We start from the raw sequence: 18,127 nt of genomic DNA, 5'->3' as shown, positions 1-18,127 counted from the left end.
ATCGTCTCCCGATCCGTTCCGCCCGGCATCAGGAGCGACCGAGCTTCCTGATCGCCTCGGCGAGAGGCCGCTCGGATTCGTCGTAATCGTCCCAGGCCTTGCTCGTGGTCAGGAGCTTCGGAACCGTGCGGATCGTGTAGCGGGCGGGGTCGAGCCCCGCCTTCACTTGCGCCCAGGTCAGCGGCATCGAGACATGGGCGCCGGGCCTTGCGCGCGGCGAGAGCGGCGCCACCGCCGTCGCCATGCGATCGTTGCGGAGATAATCGAGGAAGATCCGCCCCTTGCGCAGGCGCTTGGCCATGTTGACGACATAGCGCTCGGGCTCATCGGCAGCGATCGCCGCGCAGAGGCGGCGGGCGAAGTCCTTGGCGGCCGGCCAGTCCAGGCCGCCGCGACCGGGCTTCGCCAGCGGTGTCACGACATGGAGGCCCTTGCCGCCGGTGGTCTTGCAGAAGCTGACGAGGCCGAGCGCTTCGAGCCGTTCCTTCATGGTCCTGGCCGCCGCGATCACCGCATCGAAGGAAACGCCCGGCCCCGGGTCGAGATCGAAGACCAGCCGCCCCGGCACCTCCGGCTCGCCCGGCCGGCAATTCCAGGGATGCAGTTCGATTCCGCCGATCTGGGCGGTCGCGATCAGGGCCTCGATCCGGTCGATCTGGAGATAGGATTTCTTGTCTCCGAAGATCTTCACCAGCTCGAACAGGTTCGATGTGCCGAGGCCCGCATGGCGCTGGAAGAACACCTCGCCCTCGATCCCGTCGGGCGCCCGCAGCAGCGAGCACGGCCGGCCCTGGATATGCGGCAGCAGCCAGGTGCCGACGGCCTCGAAATAACGGGCGAGGTCGAGCTTCGTGACGGGCCTGCCGTCCTCGGCATCCGGCCAGAGCGGCTTGTCGGGCTTGGACAGCGGCACGCCGAGAATATCGACCCGCCCGCCGCGTCCCGATACGGGCTTTGGCGGCGCGGTTTCCGTGGGCGGCGCCGGCAATTCGGTCTCGACCTCCGCCGCCGGCTTGTCCTCGCGCAGCCCCTTGAAGGCGGCTTGCCGGACCATGCCGTCGCCGGTCCAGCCCGCGAATTCGATCTCGGCGACGAGGACCGGCTCGACCCAATGCACACCCGGAGCCCGTCGCGGTGCGCCCTTGCCGGTGAAGGGCGAGGCCTTGGCTGCGTGCTCCTTCAGCCGCGGCAGCAGCGCGTCGACCTTGGCCGCGCCATAGCCGGTGCCAACCCGGCCGATATAGATGAAATGCGGACCGCGATGGATGCCGACGAGCAGCGAGCGGAATTGGCCTGCCGTCGTCGCCCAGCCGCCGATGACGACCTCGTGGCCGGCCCGGCATTTCGCCTTGGCCCAGCTGTCGCTACGGCCGGAGACATAAGGCGCGTCGCTCCGCTTCGAGACGATGCCCTCCAGTGAAAGCCGGCAGGCTGATTTCAGCACCGCCTCGCCGCCGGTCTCGAAATGCTCGACATAGCGAAGTGTGACGCCATCGGCGCCCTCGCGCAGGAGCGCCTGCAGCCGCTGCTTGCGGGTGAGAAGCGGCTGCTCGCGCCAATCCTCGCCGTCGAGGAAAAGCAGGTCGAAGGCGAAGAAGACGAGGTTCTCGGTCTTCTCCTCGGAGAGGGCTGCCTGGAGCGCAGCAAAATCCGGCGCCCCATGGTCGTCCAGCGCGACGATCTCGCCATCGATGATGCAATCCGGCAGGTCTTTGAAGGCTTGGGCGACCGCGCCGAACTTCTTCGTCCAGTCGAGGCCCTTGCGCGTCTTCAGCGTGGCCTTGCCCCCGGTGACGCGCGCCTGGATGCGATAGCCGTCGAACTTGATCTCATGGATCCAGCCGCTCCCCGCCGGCGGCCGCTCGACGCTCTGGCAGAGCTGCGGCGGAACGAAATCGGGCAGGGCGGCCGGAGCGGTGCGCCCCGCTTTTGGAGTTCGGCTGGCCGGCTCGGTCCGTGCCGGCTTGCCCGCGCGCGCATCCGCCGCCGATCCCTCGGTGCTGTCCCAGACGGCGCCCGCATCGATGGCCTGTTCGGCCAGCAGGAAAGGTTTGGGCGAGCGTCCACGCCCGGCCGCGATGGCATCCATCGTCCGGCCCGAGGCCACCGAGGTCTCGGCCTTCAGGACGGCGTCGCCGCCGGAGTCGACCGCATGTGCGTCGCGGTGCTTGATCAGCAACCAGTTGGTACGCTTGCCGCCATCGCGGTCATGCTTCATCCGCACCAGAACGAAGCTGCCCTTCAGCCGCTTGCCGTCGAGCGTGAATTTGAGATCGCCCTTTTCGAGCTGGCGCTGCGGGCTCAGCTTGCCTTCCGGCTCCCAGTAGCCGCGATCCCAGAGCTGGACCGTGCCGCCGCCATATTGCCCTTTCGGGATCGTCCCCTCGAAATCGCCATAGGCGAGCGGGTGATCCTCGACCTCGACGGCGAGGCGCTTGTCGGCAGGGTCGAGCGACGGGCCCCGGGTCACCGCCCAGGACTTGAACACCCCGTCCAGCTCCAGCCGGAGATCGTAATGGAGCCGCGTCGCGTCGTGCTTCTGGATGACGAAGCGCAGGCGGTTGGAGGGAGCCACCGCGCTCGCATCGCTCGGCTCCTTCGTCTTCCGGAAATCGCGCTTGGCGCGATAGGCTTGCAGCTTTCCGGCCAAGGCTTCGCCCTCGTCTTTCGGATGTGCCTCAGATGATCGGGTGGCCGCCGGTCACGGCGATGGTCGCGCCCGAGACGTAGCTGGAGAGCGGATCGGCCAGCATGACATAGGCCGTCGCGAGTTCGGCCGGCTGGCCGGGGCGCTGCATCGGCACCTGCTTGCCGAATTGGCTCACGCTCTCCGCCGGCAGCGTCGAGGGGATGAGCGGCGTCCAGATCGGCCCCGGCGCCACCGCATTGGCGCGGATGCCCTTCCCGGCGAGCATTTGCGCCAGGCCTCCGGTGAAATTCTGGATGGCGCCCTTGGTCGCCGCATAGGCGAGCAGGCTCGGATTCGGCTTGTCCGCATTCACCGAGGCCGTGTTGATGATCGAGGAGCCCGGCCTCATGTGAGGCACGGCCGCCTTGGTCAGGTAGAACATCGCGTGGATGTTCACGGCGAAGGTGAGCTGCCACTCCTCGTCGGAAATCTCCTCGATCGCATCGAAGCTCGCCTGATGCGCGGCGTTGTTGACGAGGATGTCGAGCCCGTCGAACTCATCTGCCGCCCGCTCGACGATGGCCCGGCAATGGGCGGGGTGCTGGATATCTCCGGGCATCAGCACCGCCTTCTGCCCGGCCTCCTCGATCCAGCGGGCGGTCTCGGCCGCATCATCGTCCTCGCTGAGATAGGAGATCAGGAGATCGGCTCCTTCCCGCGCGAAGGCGATGGCGACGGCCCGGCCGATGCCGCTGTCGCCGCCGGTGATGATGGCCCGCTTGCCCTTCAGCCGTCCGGAGCCGACATAGCTCGACTCGCCATGGTCGGGCCGCGGCGTCATCGCGTCGGTTCGGCCCGGCATCGGTTGCTTCTGCTCTGGAAAGGGCGGTTCGAAACGGACGGTCATCACGGCTCTCCTGCTTGGCGGAGCCCGGCTCGGCCTCCGCGCCTGGGCGGTCAGTGCTTGGAAGCGTGTTCCTTCTTCCCCTTGCGCTTGGTCGAGGCCATCTTTTCCAGCTCGGCCTCGCTCATCGATGCCTCCATCGATTTCGATGCGCCCTTGAGCCCGCTCTTCTTCATGGCGCCGCGCTTGGCCGCCAAAGCGGCGCCGGCGGCTTTCTGCTGCGCAGCCGATTTTGCAGGCATGATCTCCTCCTTCACAGGGGCGTCGATTGCCATTCCGACTGGTCAAAGCGCCCGAATTGGCGAATCACATCCGGATATGGCTGATGTGAAGACGAACACGCCGGGGGGCAGCAGGTTCCCGCTGCACTCGACTCTGGCGCACACCCTGCGCCGTGCTGTTCGCCATGGGGAAGTTCGAGGAGTTCGAGCGGGCGGGGCGGTGAGCCATAGCCCCGAACCCGGGATCCGCCGGGCAATCGCCTCTCCGTCATGGAGCGCTATGAAGAGGGCGTCGAACTCGTCCAGCGTGCGAATGCATGCGAATGCTGCCGTCTTGCAATGGCATATGGCGTCCCGATTCTGGAATAGTATCGCAAGTGTGATTACGAGGATGATTTTAAGATTTATTTAAATACAAGCATCGATGAGAAGCACTATTTCGTGCACTTTATGCTTACGCACGTCCGTGGACATCTCGGATTTAGAGTCAGGGAAGAGACGAATATCCCAATTATGTGCCATTTGAGGTCAAGTACGCCATTGAGCTCTATGCCGATTGGCGCGGACGCAAGTTCCAGGAAGATTAGATCGCCCATATCGTGGAGGGCCTGGACAAGGCCGGGTTCGCGCTGACCGATACTCGTACCGATCCTTGAAAGAGCCGGAAAGCCGCGAATCTTTCCGTGCCCGACGCACGGCTTAAAATAGACATCCCGTCAAGAGGAGTCGGGAGCAGATACTGTCGCTGCTCTGGTCAGACGTCCGAAATGTGTTCCGCTCCGGCAGAGGTCGCGGTGTGACTACTGCGATCAGGGGGACGAACATGCTCGATTACGGCATCAAGGGTAAGACGGCTCTAATCGCCGGTAGCGAGAAGAATTTGCGAGCCGGGTGCTCTGCGCTGGCTATTGCCTGTGCCGTCTGGTCGATCGCACCAGCGCAGGCGCAAGGCGTCTCCAATGAGCAATTGTTCAGGCTCGTCACCGACCTTCAGGCCAAGCAGAGGTCGCTTGAAATCAAGCTGAAGGCCGCCGATGCCGAAATCTCGCGGCTGAAGGGTTCGTCTGGCAGTAGAGGTGCTCCTCAGCCGCGGCACCTCGTCACGAAAGGCGACGGCGTTATGCCGGGCGCCCAGCGCGGAACCGGCCCCCAGGCCGTCAGCGCCACCAATGTCCGGCTCGAAGCGGGCGGCGGCTACAACGGCCGTTCCGGATTTGGCGAGATCAGTGGCCTGCTCGCATTGCCGCTTGGCTCCGCCTTCGGGTTTCAGGTCGACGCCATAGGCGGCATGGCCTCCAACACAGCCCTGGGCGGCGCTGCGGCGCATCTGTTCTGGCGCGACCCTGGGGTCGGCGCGCTTGGGCTTTACGGCAGCTATCTGTATGGCACCGGGAGCTGGGGAGCGAATATCTCCGGCGCTGGCAATACCGGCATGTACAACGCCAAGGGCGGCGTCGAAGGCCAGCTCTATTTCGGCCGCTTCACTCTGGAGGGCCTCGCGGGCGTCGAGTGGAACAATTATAGCGGCGTCGGCAATAGCTTCCTGGTGGCCAGCAACGACAAAACCAGATTCTTCGATGATGTGCGCCTTGCCTGGTACGTGACCGATAACCTCAAATTGAACATCGGCCACCGCTACACCAGCGGCCGCAACCAGCTCGTGGGCGGCGCGGAGTATCTCACCAATTTCGGCAATACCGCCGCCTCGCTGTTCGCAGACGCCGCCTATGGCAAGAAGTCGGATGGCGGCTTCGGCCGTTCCTCCGGAAACGAGTTCAGCTTCCTAGCGGGCTTGCGCGTCTATTTCGGCTCCAGTGGCACCAACGACGTGTCGCCGTGGCTCGGCGAGAAGACCCTCATCCGGCGCGATCGCGAAGACTATATGCCGACCTATATCGGCCGCGATGCGGGCGACCTGCCGAAGGCGCGTCAGAACACGGCAGCTGGCCTGCCTGGCGCGCCCGGTGCTCCCGGTGCTCCCGGTGCGCCCGGTGCTGCTGGTGCTGCTGGTGCTCCCGGTGCTCCTGGCCCTGCCGGCCCTTCCGGCCCTGTCGGCCCTTCCGGCCCTGAAGGCCCTTCCGGCCCTGCCGGCGCGGACGGCGCAGAAGGCCCTCAGGGCCCTGCCGGCCCTCAGGGCCCTCCCGGCCCCCAGGGCCCTGCCGGCCCTCCCGGCGTTGCCCCCCCGTGAAATCTCGAGGGGGCGGAGCTCGGCAACGACGTCCCCCGATGGCTCAGTTCGTCTCTTGGCCAACGCGTCAAACCCCGCTGACTATCGTGCTTCAGGGCTCCGCCGGCATTAGCTGGCGGAGCCATTTGCCCGCCCGCATTAATTCGGTGAGAGCAAGTGTTCGAGATCGAAGCAGAGCTGTGGGGGGAGTTGCCGCCGGCGGCGCAAGAGCGTGAGATCTATCGGGCTGCTCAGGAATATCACGCATGGCTGCGCTCGCTCCCCCTGGGACAGCGCTGGGCAGAGCGGATACGGACCGAATTGAAAGTCGCTCGAGCATACAGAGCCGCGCTTCGCGAAGTTCAGATCGAACCTTTCCATAAGGGGCTTAAGCGTTCTCAAACGCGCCTCTTGAAGCTGCGGATTGAGCGCGCGACCGGTATTGTGCCGGGCCAGGCCTAACTGAAGTCCAGGACGGTCACAGGTCTGCGATAGTCGGAAGCGAGGCTTCATCTTCGTGATTAATTGTCGACGATTACAGCCATAGTTCCTCTTGCAACATCGAGCACCCAGCCGACAGAAGCGAGGCTGGACCCCTTTTCTTTTTACCCGTCTCATCGGAGGGCAGCACGATGCCTTCCGCGTGCAGGGCCGGGAAGGCGGCCGAGACGAACCCGGAACGGGGTAGCACCCAGCCGCTCAACGAATCCTTTCGGGACATGGAATTGGAATACCCAGCCCGAAGGCCGGCGCCAGAGGTGCCCCATGGCGTGTCGAAACCTGTGTCGCGGACAGGTTTGGCCGAGGGTTATTTCTCAATGAGATCAATAAGATAGAGGTGGCGGAGACGGAGGGATTCGAACCCTCGATACCCTTGTGGGGTATGCTCATTTAGCAAACGAGTGCCTTCAGCCTCTCGGCCACGTCTCCAGCGCAAGGCTCTATGCCCGATCGTGACGCCGTTTGACAAGCCTCGCCGGCCACTTTGCACCAAGGATAATTCTCCGGGTCGACAGGGGCGGGCGGTCGCTCCCTTCACACGGGAGGGGATATGGCTGCGCAGGAGGAACTGGAGCACTCCCTTGGTAAGGGAGAGGTCGAGCCGAGCGATCTCCCGGAAAGGCCGGTATGCATCGGCTCGCCTTGCTCTCTGGGGCCCAGCTCACTAGATTGGGCGCGTCCGTTGGGGTGCCGAGAGGCTGAGAGGCGTGGCTCACGCCAACCCATCGTACCTGATCCGGGTAATGCCGGCGAAGGGAACGGTCCTCGGCTCGCAGTTCTCTGCATCGCGCCTCCGGCCGTTGCCTTCCCGGGAGCATGGGAAGCGCATGGCACAGTTGCCGCATCGGCCAAGCCAGACCACCGTCGCGATCGTCGGCGCCGGCGTCGTCGGCCTCGCCTGCGCCGTCGAGTTGCTCGACAGGGGCGCGGCCGTCGTCATCCATGAGCGCGGTCCGCGCATCGGCGCCGAGGCCTGCTCCTGGTATGCCGGCGGCATGCTGGCGCCCTGGTGCGAGGGCGAGAGCGCCGAGGAGCCGGTGGTGCGGCTTGGGCAGGAGGCGGCCGGCTGGTGGGAGCGGCATACGGGTGAGGTCGTGCGACAGGGCACGCTCGTCGTCGCGCCGAGCCGGGACCGGTCGGAGCTGCGCCGCTTCGGCCAGCGCACCAGCCATTTCGAGGAGATCGACGGCGAGGTGATCGCGCGGCTGGAGCCCGATCTCGTCGGGCGCTTCGGGCGCGGGCTGTTCTTCGCGGCGGAGGCGCATCTCGATCCGCGCCGGGCGATCAAGGCCCTGGGTGACAAGGTTCTCGCGCAAGGCGGGACGATCCATTTCGAGAGCCCGGTCGAGCCGGCCGAGCCCGACGCCGATATCGTGCTCGATTGCCGCGGGCTTGCGGCCCGCGACGTCCTGCCCGATCTGCGCGGCGTCAAGGGCGAGATGCTGATCCTGAAGAGCGACGAGATAGCGCTGTCGCGTCCGGTCCGGCTGCTGCACCCACGCATTCCGCTCTACATCGTGCCGCGCGCCGAGGGGCATTTCATGGTCGGCGCGACCATGATCGAGAGCGGCGCGCGCCGGCGCATCTCCGCCCGGTCCATGCTCGAGCTGCTCGGCGCGGCCTATGCGCTGCATCCGGCCTTCGGCGAGGCTGAGATCGTCGAGATCGGCACCGATGCCCGCCCGGCCTTTCCCGACAACCTGCCGCGGCTGACGCGCCGGGGCCGGGTGATCCATGTCAACGGGCTCTACCGCCACGGCTTCCTGCTCAGCCCCGCCATGGCGCGGATGGCGGCCGATGCCGTATTGAACCCGCAATCCCGACCGGAGATGCTGCATGACCTTGCTGCTTAACGGCGCGCCCCAGGACATCGCGGGCAAGACGCTGGCCGAGGCGCTGGCCGAGCTCGGCTATGCCGGCCGGATCGTCGCCACCGCTGTGAACGGCGAATTCGTCCCGGCCCGCAAGCGCGCCGAGACCGCGCTCAACGATGGCGACCGCATCGAGGTCGTCGCGCCGATGCAGGGAGGTTGAGATGGCGTCCTTCTACGGCTTCGAGCCGCAAAATCCGCTCTTCCTCGGGACGGCGCAATATCCGTCGCCCGCCATCCTGGCCGAGGCGGTCAGGCGTTCGGGCGCCGAGGTGGTCACCGTCTCGCTGCGCCGGGAATCGGCCGGCGGCGGGGCAGGGCAGGCGTTCTGGACGCTGATCCGCGAACTCGGCGTCAAGGTGCTGCCCAACACCGCCGGCTGCCACTCGGTGAAGGAGGCCGTGACGACGGCCCAGATGGCGCGCGAGGTCTTCGGTACGGACTGGATCAAGCTCGAGGTCATCGGCGAGGACGATACGCTCCAGCCGGACGTGATCGCCCTGGTCGAGGCGGCCCGCATCCTTTCCGATGACGGCTTCAAGGTCTTTCCCTACACGACCGAGGACATCGTCGTCGGCGGACGCCTGCTCGATGCCGGCTGCGAGGTGCTGATGCCCTGGGGCGCGCCGATCGGCTCCGGCCGGGGCCTCAACAACCCCTATGGCTTGCGCACCATGCGCCAGCATTTCCCGGACATCCCGCTCGTCGTCGATGCCGGCATCGGCCTGCCGTCCCACGCCGCTCAGGCGATCGAGATGGGCTATGACGGCATCCTGCTCAACACCGCCGTCGCCAAGGCCGGCGATCCCGCCGCGATGGCGGAAGCCTTCGCGCTGGCCATCCGTGCCGGCCGGCTCGCCTTCGGCGCGCAACCGATCGAGGCGCGCGACATGGCCGCTCCCTCCACGCCCGTCATGGGCAAAGCCTTCCTGGCCTGAAAGACGTATTCCGCATGAAGCTCGATCCATTCTACCCGATCTTCGACAGCGCCGACTGGATCGCGCGGATGCTGCCGCTCGGCATGAAGCTGGTGCAGCTGCGCGTGAAGGACCGGCCGGAGCCGGAGGTCGCCCGCGAGATCGCTCGCGCGAAGCGGCTCTGCGCCGAGGCCGGCTGCGTGCTCGTCGTCAACGATTACTGGAAGCTCGCGATCGGGGAAGGTTGCGACTGGCTGCATCTTGGACAGGAAGACCTCGACACCGCCGATCTCGGCGCGATCCGGAAAGCCGGCCTGAAGCTCGGCGTCAGCAGCCATGACGAGGCGGAACTCGAGCGTGCGCTGGATATGCAGCCGGACTATGTCGCGCTCGGGCCGGTCTATCCGACGATCCTGAAGCAGATGCGTTTCGGCCCGCAGGGGCTGGAGCGTCTTGGCGAATGGAAGCGCCGCATCGGCGCCCTGCCATTGGTCGGCATTGGCGGCATCTCGCTGGAGCGGGCCCCGGGCGTCTTCGAGGCTGGCGCCGACATCGTCGCGGCGGTGACGGACATCACGCTCAATGCCGATCCCGAGGCGCGGCTGAAGGCGTGGGTCGCGGCGACGCGCGGGCGCCTTTCTCCCGCTTCCTGAACGCCGTCATCCCGGATCAGCGCAGCTTCGCCCGGGATGACAACCAGCGATGTCGCTGGTGAAAGGAGAGCCTCAGCTCTCGGCGTCCGCCGACATCGCATGCCCGTCGACATGGCCGAGGCTGCGCTCGGGGTCGAGCCGGTCGCGGACGCGCTGCTTCAGCACCTTGGAATCGGGGAAGCCGCCATCGGTCTTGCGGTCCCAGATCAGCTCGCCATCATAGGTGATCTGGAAGATGCCGCCGGTGCGCGGGATCAGCGCGACCTCGCCGAGATCCTGCCCGAAGGTCGAGAGCAGCTCCTGGCCGAGCCAGGCCGAGCGCAGCATCCAGTTGCACATCGAGCAATAGGTGATGGCGATGCGGGGAGCGGGCTTGGTTTCGGTCATGGCGGAGCACCGTGGCGGGGAATGTCGCCCCCGACATCCCGCTTCCGCTGCCGCGATGCAAGCCCGAAAGCGGCATGGCGGCTGCGCTCGGAGCCGGAGCCGATCAGCCCGCGACCGTGCTCAGGCTGCGCGAGGGATAGCGCAGGGTCACGTCGAAGGGGTTGAGCTTGGCGCCGAGCTCGTCGGCCTCGCCCCGCAGGATGGCGACGACGCTGGGCAGCCGGTCCTCGCGCAGCCGCTCGGCCAGTGTGCCGACGCTCAGCGCCGCGACGACGCGCCGCTGCGCGTCGAAGACCGGCACGGCGACGCCGGCCATGCCGGGGATGAGGCCGGTGTTGAGATTGACCCAGCCTTGCGCCCTGGCCGCCTCGATCGCGCAGCGCAGCGCCGGCTCGTCGATGAAGCCGCGGTCGAGCAGGCGGGGCATGTTGAAGCGGATCACCGCTTCGCGCTCGGCGTCCGGCAGATGCGCCAGCATGGCGAGGCTGCCCTGGCCGATGCCGAGCGGGACCTTGCCGCCGATGTCGCCGGTGAAGGAGCGGATCGGGAAGGGGCCCTCGATCCGGTCGAGGCAGACCGCGTCATAGCCGTTGCGGACCAGCAGGAAGATCGTGTCACCGAGCGTGGCCGAGAGCCTGAGCAGGGTCGGGCGGGCAAGTTCGCGCAAGCCGCCGGCCTGCCCGGCGCGGGCCGCCAGCACGAAGAAGTCGAGTGCCAGCCGGTAGCGCTTGCCGCCGCTGGCCTGCTCGACGAAGCCCTCCGCCATCAGGTCGCGCAGCGCCCGATGGGCCGTCGGCTGCCCGCAGCGGGCGGCATCCGCGATGTCCTTCAGCCGCATGCCGCCGCTCTCGCCATCGGCGAGGACGCGCAGCAAGCCGAGCGCGCGGCGCAGCGACGAAAGCGGTTCGGGCGAGGCTTCCACAATCGAAATCCAGATGCCTAGGTCGGGATCAAAATTCCATATAACGGAATTTAGTCAATAAAAATTCTCTAATGCGGAATTCAAGATTGACGAAATTGTGTCGGCCTCGCTTTCGTAGCGGCATCGCAGTCCGGCTTTCCGGCTAAGGGAAAGCCCACCGATCGAGGTGCCGATGGGCTTTCTGACGCTGCAATCGTTGAGCAAGGTCTTCGGCGACTTCACCGCCGTCCGCGATGTCGACCTCAGCGTCGCCCAGGGCGAATTCGTCTCGCTGCTCGGCCCTTCCGGCTGCGGCAAGACCACGACGCTGCAGATGATCGCCGGCCTCGTCGAGCCGACCAAGGGCACGATCACCCTCGACGGACGCGACATCACCCGCGAGAAGCCGAGCCGCCGCGGCCTCGGCATCGTCTTTCAGAGCTATGCGCTCTTTCCGCATATGACGGTGGCCGAGAACGTCGCCTTCGGCCTCGAGATGCGCAAGGTCGCGAGGCCTGAGCGCGACCGGCGCGTCAGCGAGATGCTCGGCCTCGTCCATCTCGCCTCTTTTGCCGAGCGCTATCCGCGCCAGCTTTCGGGCGGCCAGCGCCAGCGCGTCGCCATTGCCCGCGCCCTCGTCATCCAGCCGCCCGTGCTGCTGCTCGACGAGCCGCTCTCGAACCTCGACGCCAAGCTGCGCGAGGAGATGCAGTTCGAATTGCGCCGCATCCAGCGCAGCGTCGGCACCACCACCATCATGGTCACGCATGACCAGGCCGAGGCGCTCTCGATCAGCGACCGTGTCGTCGTGATGGAGCAGGGCCGCATGACCCAGATCGATGCGCCCTATCGCCTCTATGAGCGCCCGGCGACGGCCTTCATCTCCTCCTTCGTCGGCAAGATGAACCGCATCGAGGCGGTCTGGCGCGGCGGACGGGCCGAGGCCGCGGGGCTTGGCCTTCCATCCGAGGCGGCGAGCCTGCCGGACGGGGCCTCCATCGGCGTCGCGGTCCGGCCGGAGAAGATCCTGCTCGGCGCGGCCGGGCAGGGGCTGTTCGATGGCACGGTCACGAGCCGCTTCTTCCTCGGCAGCTACTGGCTGTTCAATGTCGAGACGCCGGTCGGAAACGTCGTCGTCTCCCTGCCCAATCAGGGCGCAGAGCCGGTGGCGGAGGGCGCGCTCGTCTCGCTCGGCTGGCCGCCCGAAAGCGCATCGATCGTGGCGGCCGCGGCGGGAGCGGCGGCATGAAGTCCCGCGCGCTGACGCCCTGGCTTCTGGTCTCGCCGGCGACGCTGCTGTTCCTCGGGCTGGTGATCCTGCCGCTCATCCTGACGGTGATCCTGTCCTTCCACGTCTACGATCACACCACCGGCATCCAGGACAGCTTCACCGTCGAGCATTATGTCCGGGTCGTCACCGACGACTACTACCTCGCGATCTTCTGGCGCACGCTCAGGCTCGCCTTCCTCACGACACTGATCTGCGCCGTGATCGGCGCGCCGGAGGCTTATGTGCTCTCGCGCATGGGCGATCCCTGGCGCTCGATCTTCCTGCTGGTGATCATCGGACCGCTGTTGGTCTCTGTCGTGGTGCGCGCCTTCGGCTGGAGCATGCTGCTGGGCTCGACCGGGCTGGTGAACCAGAGCCTGCGCGCGCTCGGCTTCGACAGCGTGAGATTGCTCTACACCGAGACGGCGATCGTGATCGCGCTCGTCCACGTCATGCTGCCCTTCATGGTCATCCCGGTCTGGACGGCGCTGCAGAAGCTCGATCCCGCGGTCGAGGCGGCGGCCCTGACGCTGGGCGCCTCGCGCTTCACGGCTTTGCGCCGGATCGTGCTGCCGCAGGTCTCGCTCGGCATGCTCTCGGGCAGCCTGATCGTCTTCGGCCTCTCGGCCAGCGCCTTCGCCATTCCCGGCCTGCTCGGCGGCCGGCGCCTCAAGATGGCGGCGACGGTCGTCTACGACGAATACATGTCGGAGCTGAACTGGCCGCTCGGCGCCGCGATCGCGATCATCGTGCTGGTCGCCAACCTCGCCATCATGCTGGGCTACAACCGTCTCGTCGAGACGCGCGCCCGCCGGGCTCTGGGCTGAGGTCGCGCGCCATGCACAAGAACGGCCCCATCGCGCTCCTCTTCCATAGCCTCGTCGTCGCCTTCGTGCTGGCGCCGCTCGTCGTGGTCTGCCTCGTCGCCTTCACGCCCGAGAACACGCTCTCGATCCCGACGACCTCGTTCTCGCTGCGTTGGTTCGCCGCGATCTTCCAGCATCCCGATTTCGTGCCCTCCTTCTACAACAGCCTGTGGCTGGCGACGCTGGCCGCGACGATTTCCGTCGCGCTCGCCGTGCCGGCCGCGCTCGCCATCGACCGCTACCGGTTCCCCGGCCGCGACTGGCTGAACGGGCTCTTCCTTTCCCCGCTGATCATCCCGCATCTGGTGCTCGGCGTCGCGCTTCTGCGCCTTTTCGCGCTGATCGGCGCGACCGGCTCCTTCGCCTGGCTGGTGGCCAGCCATGTCATCATCGTCACGCCCTATGTGATGCGCCTCGTCATGGCCGCCTTCACCGGCATGGACCGCAGCGCCGAGCAGGCGGCCGAGACGCTCGGCGCCTCGCACTGGACCGTGTTCCGCCGGATCACCGCGCCAATGATCCTGCCCGGAATCACCGGCGGCTGGCTGCTCGCCTTCATCAACAGCTTCGACGAACTGACCATGTCGATCTTCGTCACCTCGCCGCAGACGGTGACGCTGCCGGTCCGCATGTACATGTACGCGACCGAATCGATCGACCCGATGATGGCGGCGGTGTCGGCCCTGATGATCGCGTTGACCGCCGGCGCCATGCTGGTGCTCGACCGCGCCTTCGGCCTCGACAAGATCCTCGTCGGCCAGAAGTGACGATCATGCCGCTGCTGCATCGCATCGCCCGCAAGGATCATCCCGTCATCGCCTTCACGCTCGACGGCGCGCCTTGCGAGGGCCGGGCGGGCGACACGCTGCTGAGCGCGATCCTGAACCGTACCGAGAGCCTGCGCCGCACCGAATTCACCGGCGAGCCGCGCGCCGGCTTCTGCCAGATGGGCGCTTGCCAGGATTGCTGGGTCGCGACCGAGACCGGCGAGCGCCTGCGCGCCTGCACGACACCGCTTCAGCCCGGCATGAACATCGTCACCGGGACGGCGAGGGTGGCATGAGCGAACGCCCGCAGCCGCTGATCGTCGGTGCCGGTCCCGCCGGCATCCGCGCCGCCGAGGCGCTCGTCGCGGCGGGCCTGTGCCCGTTGGTCGTCGACGAGGCGCCGGCCTGCGGCGGCCAGATCTACCGCCAGCGCCTCGTCCAGGACGGTCGCTCGACCAAGGATCTCTACGGTTCCGAAGCCGGCAAGGCCGAACGGCTCCACGCCGCCTTCGCTGCGCTCGAAGGCCGCATCGACTACTGGCCGCAAGCGCTGCTCTGGAATTTGCGTGACGGCGTGGCCGACATCGCTGTCGGCGGCACCTCCCGTCGCGTCGCCTATGACGGGCTGGTGCTCGCCACCGGCGCGACGGACCGCGTCCTGCCTGTTCCCGGCTGGACGCTCCCCGGCGTCTTTACTCTCGGTGGCTCGCAGGTCGCACTCAAGGCGCAGGGCTGCGCCATCGGCAGCCGCGTCGTCTTCGCCGGCTCCGGCCCGCTGCTCTATCTCGTCGCCTGGCAGTACATGAAGGCGGGCGTCGAAGTCGCCGCCGTGCTCGATGCTGCCCCGGCCTCCGCCAAGCTCAATCTCATCAAGGCCCTGCCGCTCGATCCCGGCATCGTGCTGCGCGGGGCGCGCTTCGTCGCCGAACTGCGCCTGCGCGGCGTCGTCATCCGCTCCGGCATCGAGGGCCTGCGCTTCGAGGGCGAGGGCAGGGTTTCCGGCGTCATCTGGCGGGAGGGTGGGCGCGAGCGGCGCCTCGCCTGCGACGGCGTCGGCTACGGGCTCGCCTTGCGCTCCGAGACGCAGCTCGCCGATCTCGCCGGCTGCGCCTTCCGCTTCAATCAGCGTGATCGCGCCTGGCTTCCCGTGCGCGACGCCGCCGGCCGGGCCTCGGTGGCGGGTGTCTATCTCGCCGGCGATGGTGCCGGCATTGCCGGCGCCGATGCGGCCGAGCGCGCGGGCGAGCGCGCCGCACTGGCCTTGCTGGAGGATCGTGATCTCGCCATCGACAAGGCCCGTGCCGTCACGCTCGAAGCGGAGCTGGCCCGCATCGGCAAGCTGCGCGACGCGCTCGAAACCGCCTTTCCTTTCCCGGCCCATTGGGCAGAGACGATCGACGATGCGACCACGCTCTGCCGCTGCGAGGAGATCACGGCCGGCAGCATCCGCGAGGCCGTGAACCGTCTCGATATCTCCGAGATCAACCGGCTGAAGGCGGTGAGCCGCGTCGGCATGGGCCGCTGCCAGGGCCGGATGTGCTCCGCCGCCTCGGCCGAAGTGCTGGCCGCCGCGACGGCCAAGCCGCTCGATGCCGTCGGCCGTCTGCGGGCGCAGGCCCCGGTGAAGCCGATCCCGCTCGCCCTCCAACTGGCGGCCGATCTGCCGGAGGCCGCGGCAAACCTGCCGGAGGCAGCAGAGTGAGCCGGCATCTCGACATCGACGTCGCGATCATCGGCGGCGGGCTGGTCGGCTCCTCGGCGGCGCTGGCGCTGCGCGGCATGGGCTTCAGCGTCGCCCTGCTCGACAAGGGCTTTTGCGGCGCGCAGGCGAGCGGCGTGAACTATGGCGGCGTCCGCCGGCAAGGGCGGCCGCGCGAGCAGTTGCCGCTGTCGCAGCGCGCCCATGCCATCTGGCCGCGCCTCAAGGAACTGATCGGCATCGACGGCGAGTTCCTGCGCTCCGGCCATCTCAAGCTCGCCCGCAGTGAAGCCGAGATGGCGGCGCTGGAAGCCTATGCCGAAGCGGTCGCCGATCAGGGGCTCGATCTCGAGCTCGTCGGCCATAACGGCCTGCGCGAGCGCTTTCCCTGGATCGACGGCAGCATTTTGGGCGCCTCGCTCTGCGCCGGCGACGGCCACGCCAATCCCCGCCTCGTCTCGGCGGCATTCGCCAGCGCCGCGCGTCGTGCCGGGGCGCATGTGCTGGAGAACACGCCGGTCACCGGCCTCACCCGCAATGGCAAGGGTTTCGCGCTGGAGGCGGGCGAGGGCATCGGCCTGAGCGCGCGCGTCGTCATCAACAGCGCTGGCGCCTGGGCCGACCGTTTCGCCACGGATTTCGGCGAGCCGGTGCCGCTTTCGCGCATCTATCCTTCGATGATCGTCACCGAGCCGCTGGCCCCGGTCATGACCGTGAATATCGGCATGGAGGGTGGCGGCATCTACGCCCGTCAGGTCGAACGCGGCAATGTCGTGGTCGGCGGCGAGCGCGGCCTGCCGCTCGACGATCCCGATTTCTCGCGGCCGCGCGGCGCGGGTGCGCTCGCGATCATGAATCGCACCGCCGAAATCTTCCCGGCGCTGCGCCACGCCCAGGCGATCCGCTTCTGGTCGGGGACGGAGGCGGCGATGCCGGACCGCAACCCCGTGATCGGCTTCAGCGGCACGACGCCCGGCCTGCTCCATGCCTTCGGTTTTACCGGGGCCGGCTTCCAGATCGCGCCCGGCGTCGGCGAGGTTTTGGCCGAACTCGTCCGCGACGGCCGAACGCCTACGCCGATCGACGCCTTTTCCATCACCCGCTTCAGCCGGCCGCCCGTGCCGCCGGAGAACCACGACCGCACCAGCCACGGCTCGGGTGCGGGTCCGCATCCAGAGCCGCAAAGCAGGGGAGCTTCAACATGACCACCCGTCGCAATCTTTTGGCCGGAACTGTCGTCGCCGTCGCGCTGGCCGCCGCCGGCAGCGCCTTCGCCCAGAGCAAGACGCTCTATATCGGCATGAACGGCGGCAATTTCGAGCGCACCTATACCCAGGGCGTCTTCCCGGATTTCGAGAAGGCTAACAACGTCAAGGTCGTGGTCGTGCCCGGCACCTCGGCCGATATCCTCGCCAAGGCGACCGCGGCCAAGGACAAGCCGCAGATGCATGTCATGTTCCTCGATGACGGCGTCATGGTCCGCGCCATCGGCGCCGGCCTCTGCGAGAAGCTGAAGCCCGGCCCGGAGCTCGGCCAGCTCGCGCCCGGCTCGGTCATGAAGGACAACATGGCGGCCGGCATCGACATGGGCATGACCGGGCTCGCCTACAACAAGAAGATGTTCGACGAGAAAGGCTGGGCGGCGCCGACCTCCTGGATGGATCTGGCCGACCCCAAGTTCAAGGACAAGGTCGTCTTCCAGTCGGCCTCCGCCTCGTCCTTCGGCCTGCATGCCTTCCTGATGTTCAACCGCATCCAGGGCGGCACCGAGGCCAATGTCGAGCCCGGCTTCACCAAATTCCGCGACACGATCGGCAAGAACGTCATCGAATTCATCCCGAATTCGGCCAAGATCTCGGAGATGGTCCAGACGGGCGACGCGGCGATCTTCCCGCTGACCCCGACGGGCGTTGCCACGCTGAAGGACAAGGGCATTCCGGTCGAATACGCCCAACCGAAGGAGGGTTCGGTGGTGCTGATGGTGGCGGAATGCGTCATCGCCAACAATTCCGAGCCGGAGCTGTCGCAGAAGCTTGCGGCCTATCTGCTCTCGGCCGAGGCGCAGGCCAAGGCGATGGCCTTTGGCAACGGCGTGCCCTCGAACACCACCGCCAAGGCACCGACGCCCGAGGCCCAGGCCAAGCTCGACGTCTTCAACATCAACATGAAGACAGCGGTCACGCTGGACTGGGACGCGATCAACGCCAAGCGCCCGGAATGGAACAGCCGCTGGAACAAGATGATCGAGCGCTGAGCCGCCCGCTCTTTCGATGAGATTACGGCCGGTCCGCGAGGACCGGCCGTTTTCGTTTCGAGGGATTCGCGTGCCGCTTCAGCCGACGCGTATAAGCGGATGACAAGACTCAGAAAACGC

Annotated in this window: 18 protein-coding genes, 1 tRNA gene and 1 riboswitch; of the genes, 13 read left to right on the top strand and 6 right to left on the bottom strand. The window is 67.2% G+C overall.

Annotated elements, in window-relative coordinates:
- Positions 1-28: 28 nt before the first annotated feature.
- Genes ligD through GY40_RS25680 form a run of 3 tightly spaced genes read right to left on the bottom strand, consistent with a single transcriptional unit; the run spans position 29 to position 3,775 of the window.
- Complete coding sequence (gene ligD / locus GY40_RS25690; RefSeq protein WP_038368428.1) at positions 29-2,650, bottom strand: DNA ligase D; 2,622 nt, start codon at positions 2,648-2,650, stop codon at positions 29-31.
- A gap of 28 nt (positions 2,651-2,678) precedes the next feature.
- Positions 2,679-3,536: an SDR family oxidoreductase gene (locus GY40_RS25685; protein ID WP_038368425.1), complete on the bottom strand. Its 858-nt coding sequence runs from the start codon at positions 3,534-3,536 to the stop codon at positions 2,679-2,681.
- Between the two features lie 50 nt (positions 3,537-3,586).
- Positions 3,587-3,775: a DUF3008 family protein gene (locus GY40_RS25680; protein WP_038368869.1), complete on the bottom strand. Its 189-nt coding sequence runs from the start codon at positions 3,773-3,775 to the stop codon at positions 3,587-3,589.
- Between the two features lie 802 nt (positions 3,776-4,577).
- Here GY40_RS25680 and GY40_RS28530 point away from each other — a divergent pair.
- Together GY40_RS28530 and GY40_RS25670 are read left to right on the top strand one after the other, a co-directional pair.
- Positions 4,578-5,942 carry a hypothetical protein gene (locus tag GY40_RS28530; protein ID WP_197062823.1) on the top strand — a complete coding sequence of 455 codons (1,365 nt, stop codon included), beginning with the start codon at positions 4,578-4,580 and terminating at the stop codon, positions 5,940-5,942.
- Between the two features lie 156 nt (positions 5,943-6,098).
- Positions 6,099-6,383: a hypothetical protein gene (locus GY40_RS25670; RefSeq protein ID WP_038368422.1), complete on the top strand. Its 285-nt coding sequence runs from the start codon at positions 6,099-6,101 to the stop codon at positions 6,381-6,383.
- Positions 6,384-6,760: 377 nt separating this feature from the next.
- On the opposite strand, the gene GY40_RS25665 is transcribed toward GY40_RS25670, so the two are convergent.
- A tRNA-Ser gene (locus GY40_RS25665) sits at positions 6,761-6,851 on the bottom strand.
- Between the two features lie 244 nt (positions 6,852-7,095).
- Positions 7,096-7,197: riboswitch (TPP riboswitch) on the top strand.
- Positions 7,198-7,249: 52 nt separating this feature from the next.
- Here GY40_RS25665 and thiO point away from each other — a divergent pair.
- Genes thiO through GY40_RS25645 form a run of 4 tightly spaced genes read left to right on the top strand, consistent with a single transcriptional unit; the run spans position 7,250 to position 9,863 of the window.
- Complete coding sequence (gene thiO, locus GY40_RS25660) at positions 7,250-8,275, top strand: glycine oxidase ThiO (RefSeq protein ID WP_051988519.1); 1,026 nt, start codon at positions 7,250-7,252, stop codon at positions 8,273-8,275.
- The gene (gene thiS / locus GY40_RS25655) at positions 8,259-8,456 is read left to right on the top strand and encodes a sulfur carrier protein ThiS (protein ID WP_038368420.1); all 198 of its coding nucleotides are present in this window, start codon (positions 8,259-8,261) and stop codon (positions 8,454-8,456) included. Before thiO ends, thiS begins: the two co-directional genes overlap by 17 nt.
- A gap of 1 nt (position 8,457) precedes the next feature.
- A complete protein-coding gene (locus GY40_RS25650) occupies positions 8,458-9,231 on the top strand; it encodes a thiazole synthase (protein WP_038368417.1) in 774 nt (257 codons plus the stop codon).
- 14 nt (positions 9,232-9,245) lie between these two features.
- On the top strand, positions 9,246-9,863 hold the full coding sequence (locus tag GY40_RS25645; protein ID WP_038368416.1) for a thiamine phosphate synthase: 618 nt from the start codon (positions 9,246-9,248) through the stop codon (positions 9,861-9,863).
- Positions 9,864-9,935: 72 nt separating this feature from the next.
- On the opposite strand, the gene GY40_RS25640 is transcribed toward GY40_RS25645, so the two are convergent.
- Positions 9,936-10,250 carry an Rdx family protein gene (locus tag GY40_RS25640; RefSeq protein ID WP_038368414.1) on the bottom strand — a complete coding sequence of 105 codons (315 nt, stop codon included), beginning with the start codon at positions 10,248-10,250 and terminating at the stop codon, positions 9,936-9,938.
- 103 nt (positions 10,251-10,353) lie between these two features.
- Positions 10,354-11,175 carry an IclR family transcriptional regulator gene (locus GY40_RS25635; RefSeq protein ID WP_038368413.1) on the bottom strand — a complete coding sequence of 274 codons (822 nt, stop codon included), beginning with the start codon at positions 11,173-11,175 and terminating at the stop codon, positions 10,354-10,356.
- Between the two features lie 169 nt (positions 11,176-11,344).
- Between GY40_RS25635 and GY40_RS25630 the strand changes: the two genes are divergently transcribed.
- From GY40_RS25630 to GY40_RS25600, 7 genes are read left to right on the top strand one after another with little or no spacing between them, the layout of a single operon-like run.
- Positions 11,345-12,400 carry an ABC transporter ATP-binding protein gene (locus tag GY40_RS25630; protein ID WP_038368411.1) on the top strand — a complete coding sequence of 352 codons (1,056 nt, stop codon included), beginning with the start codon at positions 11,345-11,347 and terminating at the stop codon, positions 12,398-12,400.
- Positions 12,397-13,248: an ABC transporter permease gene (locus GY40_RS25625; protein ID WP_038368409.1), complete on the top strand. Its 852-nt coding sequence runs from the start codon at positions 12,397-12,399 to the stop codon at positions 13,246-13,248. The genes GY40_RS25630 and GY40_RS25625 overlap by 4 nt, the downstream gene beginning before the upstream one ends.
- A gap of 11 nt (positions 13,249-13,259) precedes the next feature.
- A complete protein-coding gene (locus GY40_RS25620; RefSeq protein ID WP_038368406.1) occupies positions 13,260-14,054 on the top strand; it encodes an ABC transporter permease in 795 nt (264 codons plus the stop codon).
- A gap of 5 nt (positions 14,055-14,059) precedes the next feature.
- Entirely contained in the window at positions 14,060-14,350 is a 291-nt protein-coding gene (locus GY40_RS25615) for a (2Fe-2S)-binding protein (RefSeq protein ID WP_038368864.1), read from the top strand.
- Positions 14,347-15,756, top strand: coding sequence for an FAD/NAD(P)-dependent oxidoreductase (locus GY40_RS25610; RefSeq protein WP_051988518.1), 1,410 nt, complete (start codon positions 14,347-14,349; stop codon positions 15,754-15,756). Before GY40_RS25615 ends, GY40_RS25610 begins: the two co-directional genes overlap by 4 nt.
- Complete coding sequence (locus tag GY40_RS25605; protein WP_038368404.1) at positions 15,753-16,958, top strand: NAD(P)/FAD-dependent oxidoreductase; 1,206 nt, start codon at positions 15,753-15,755, stop codon at positions 16,956-16,958. Before GY40_RS25610 ends, GY40_RS25605 begins: the two co-directional genes overlap by 4 nt.
- Positions 16,955-18,007 carry an extracellular solute-binding protein gene (locus GY40_RS25600; RefSeq protein ID WP_038368401.1) on the top strand — a complete coding sequence of 351 codons (1,053 nt, stop codon included), beginning with the start codon at positions 16,955-16,957 and terminating at the stop codon, positions 18,005-18,007. The genes GY40_RS25605 and GY40_RS25600 overlap by 4 nt, the downstream gene beginning before the upstream one ends.
- Positions 18,008-18,127: the final 120 nt, after the last annotated feature.

Source organism: Allobosea sp. UNC402CLCol (genome assembly GCF_000745475.1).
GTDB lineage: Bacteria > Pseudomonadota > Alphaproteobacteria > Rhizobiales > Beijerinckiaceae > Allobosea > Allobosea spartocytisi.
Note: the sequence above shows the minus strand (reverse complement) of the source record. Positions and strands in the feature narration are given on the sequence as shown.

Coding starts and splice junctions, on each gene's coding strand:
- GY40_RS25685 (WP_038368425.1), bottom strand. CDS start 3,536: ATGACCGTCCGTTTCGAACCGCCCTTTCCAGAGCAGAAGCAACCGATG.
- GY40_RS25680 (WP_038368869.1), bottom strand. CDS start 3,775: ATGCCTGCAAAATCGGCTGCGCAGCAGAAAGCCGCCGGCGCCGCTTTG.
- GY40_RS28530 (WP_197062823.1), top strand. CDS start 4,578: ATGCTCGATTACGGCATCAAGGGTAAGACGGCTCTAATCGCCGGTAGC.
- thiO (WP_051988519.1), top strand. CDS start 7,250: ATGGCACAGTTGCCGCATCGGCCAAGCCAGACCACCGTCGCGATCGTC.
- thiS (WP_038368420.1), top strand. CDS start 8,259: ATGACCTTGCTGCTTAACGGCGCGCCCCAGGACATCGCGGGCAAGACG.
- GY40_RS25650 (WP_038368417.1), top strand. CDS start 8,458: ATGGCGTCCTTCTACGGCTTCGAGCCGCAAAATCCGCTCTTCCTCGGG.
- GY40_RS25645 (WP_038368416.1), top strand. CDS start 9,246: ATGAAGCTCGATCCATTCTACCCGATCTTCGACAGCGCCGACTGGATC.
- GY40_RS25640 (WP_038368414.1), bottom strand. CDS start 10,250: ATGACCGAAACCAAGCCCGCTCCCCGCATCGCCATCACCTATTGCTCG.
- GY40_RS25630 (WP_038368411.1), top strand. CDS start 11,345: ATGGGCTTTCTGACGCTGCAATCGTTGAGCAAGGTCTTCGGCGACTTC.
- GY40_RS25625 (WP_038368409.1), top strand. CDS start 12,397: ATGAAGTCCCGCGCGCTGACGCCCTGGCTTCTGGTCTCGCCGGCGACG.
- GY40_RS25620 (WP_038368406.1), top strand. CDS start 13,260: ATGCACAAGAACGGCCCCATCGCGCTCCTCTTCCATAGCCTCGTCGTC.
- GY40_RS25615 (WP_038368864.1), top strand. CDS start 14,060: ATGCCGCTGCTGCATCGCATCGCCCGCAAGGATCATCCCGTCATCGCC.
- GY40_RS25610 (WP_051988518.1), top strand. CDS start 14,347: ATGAGCGAACGCCCGCAGCCGCTGATCGTCGGTGCCGGTCCCGCCGGC.
- GY40_RS25600 (WP_038368401.1), top strand. CDS start 16,955: ATGACCACCCGTCGCAATCTTTTGGCCGGAACTGTCGTCGCCGTCGCG.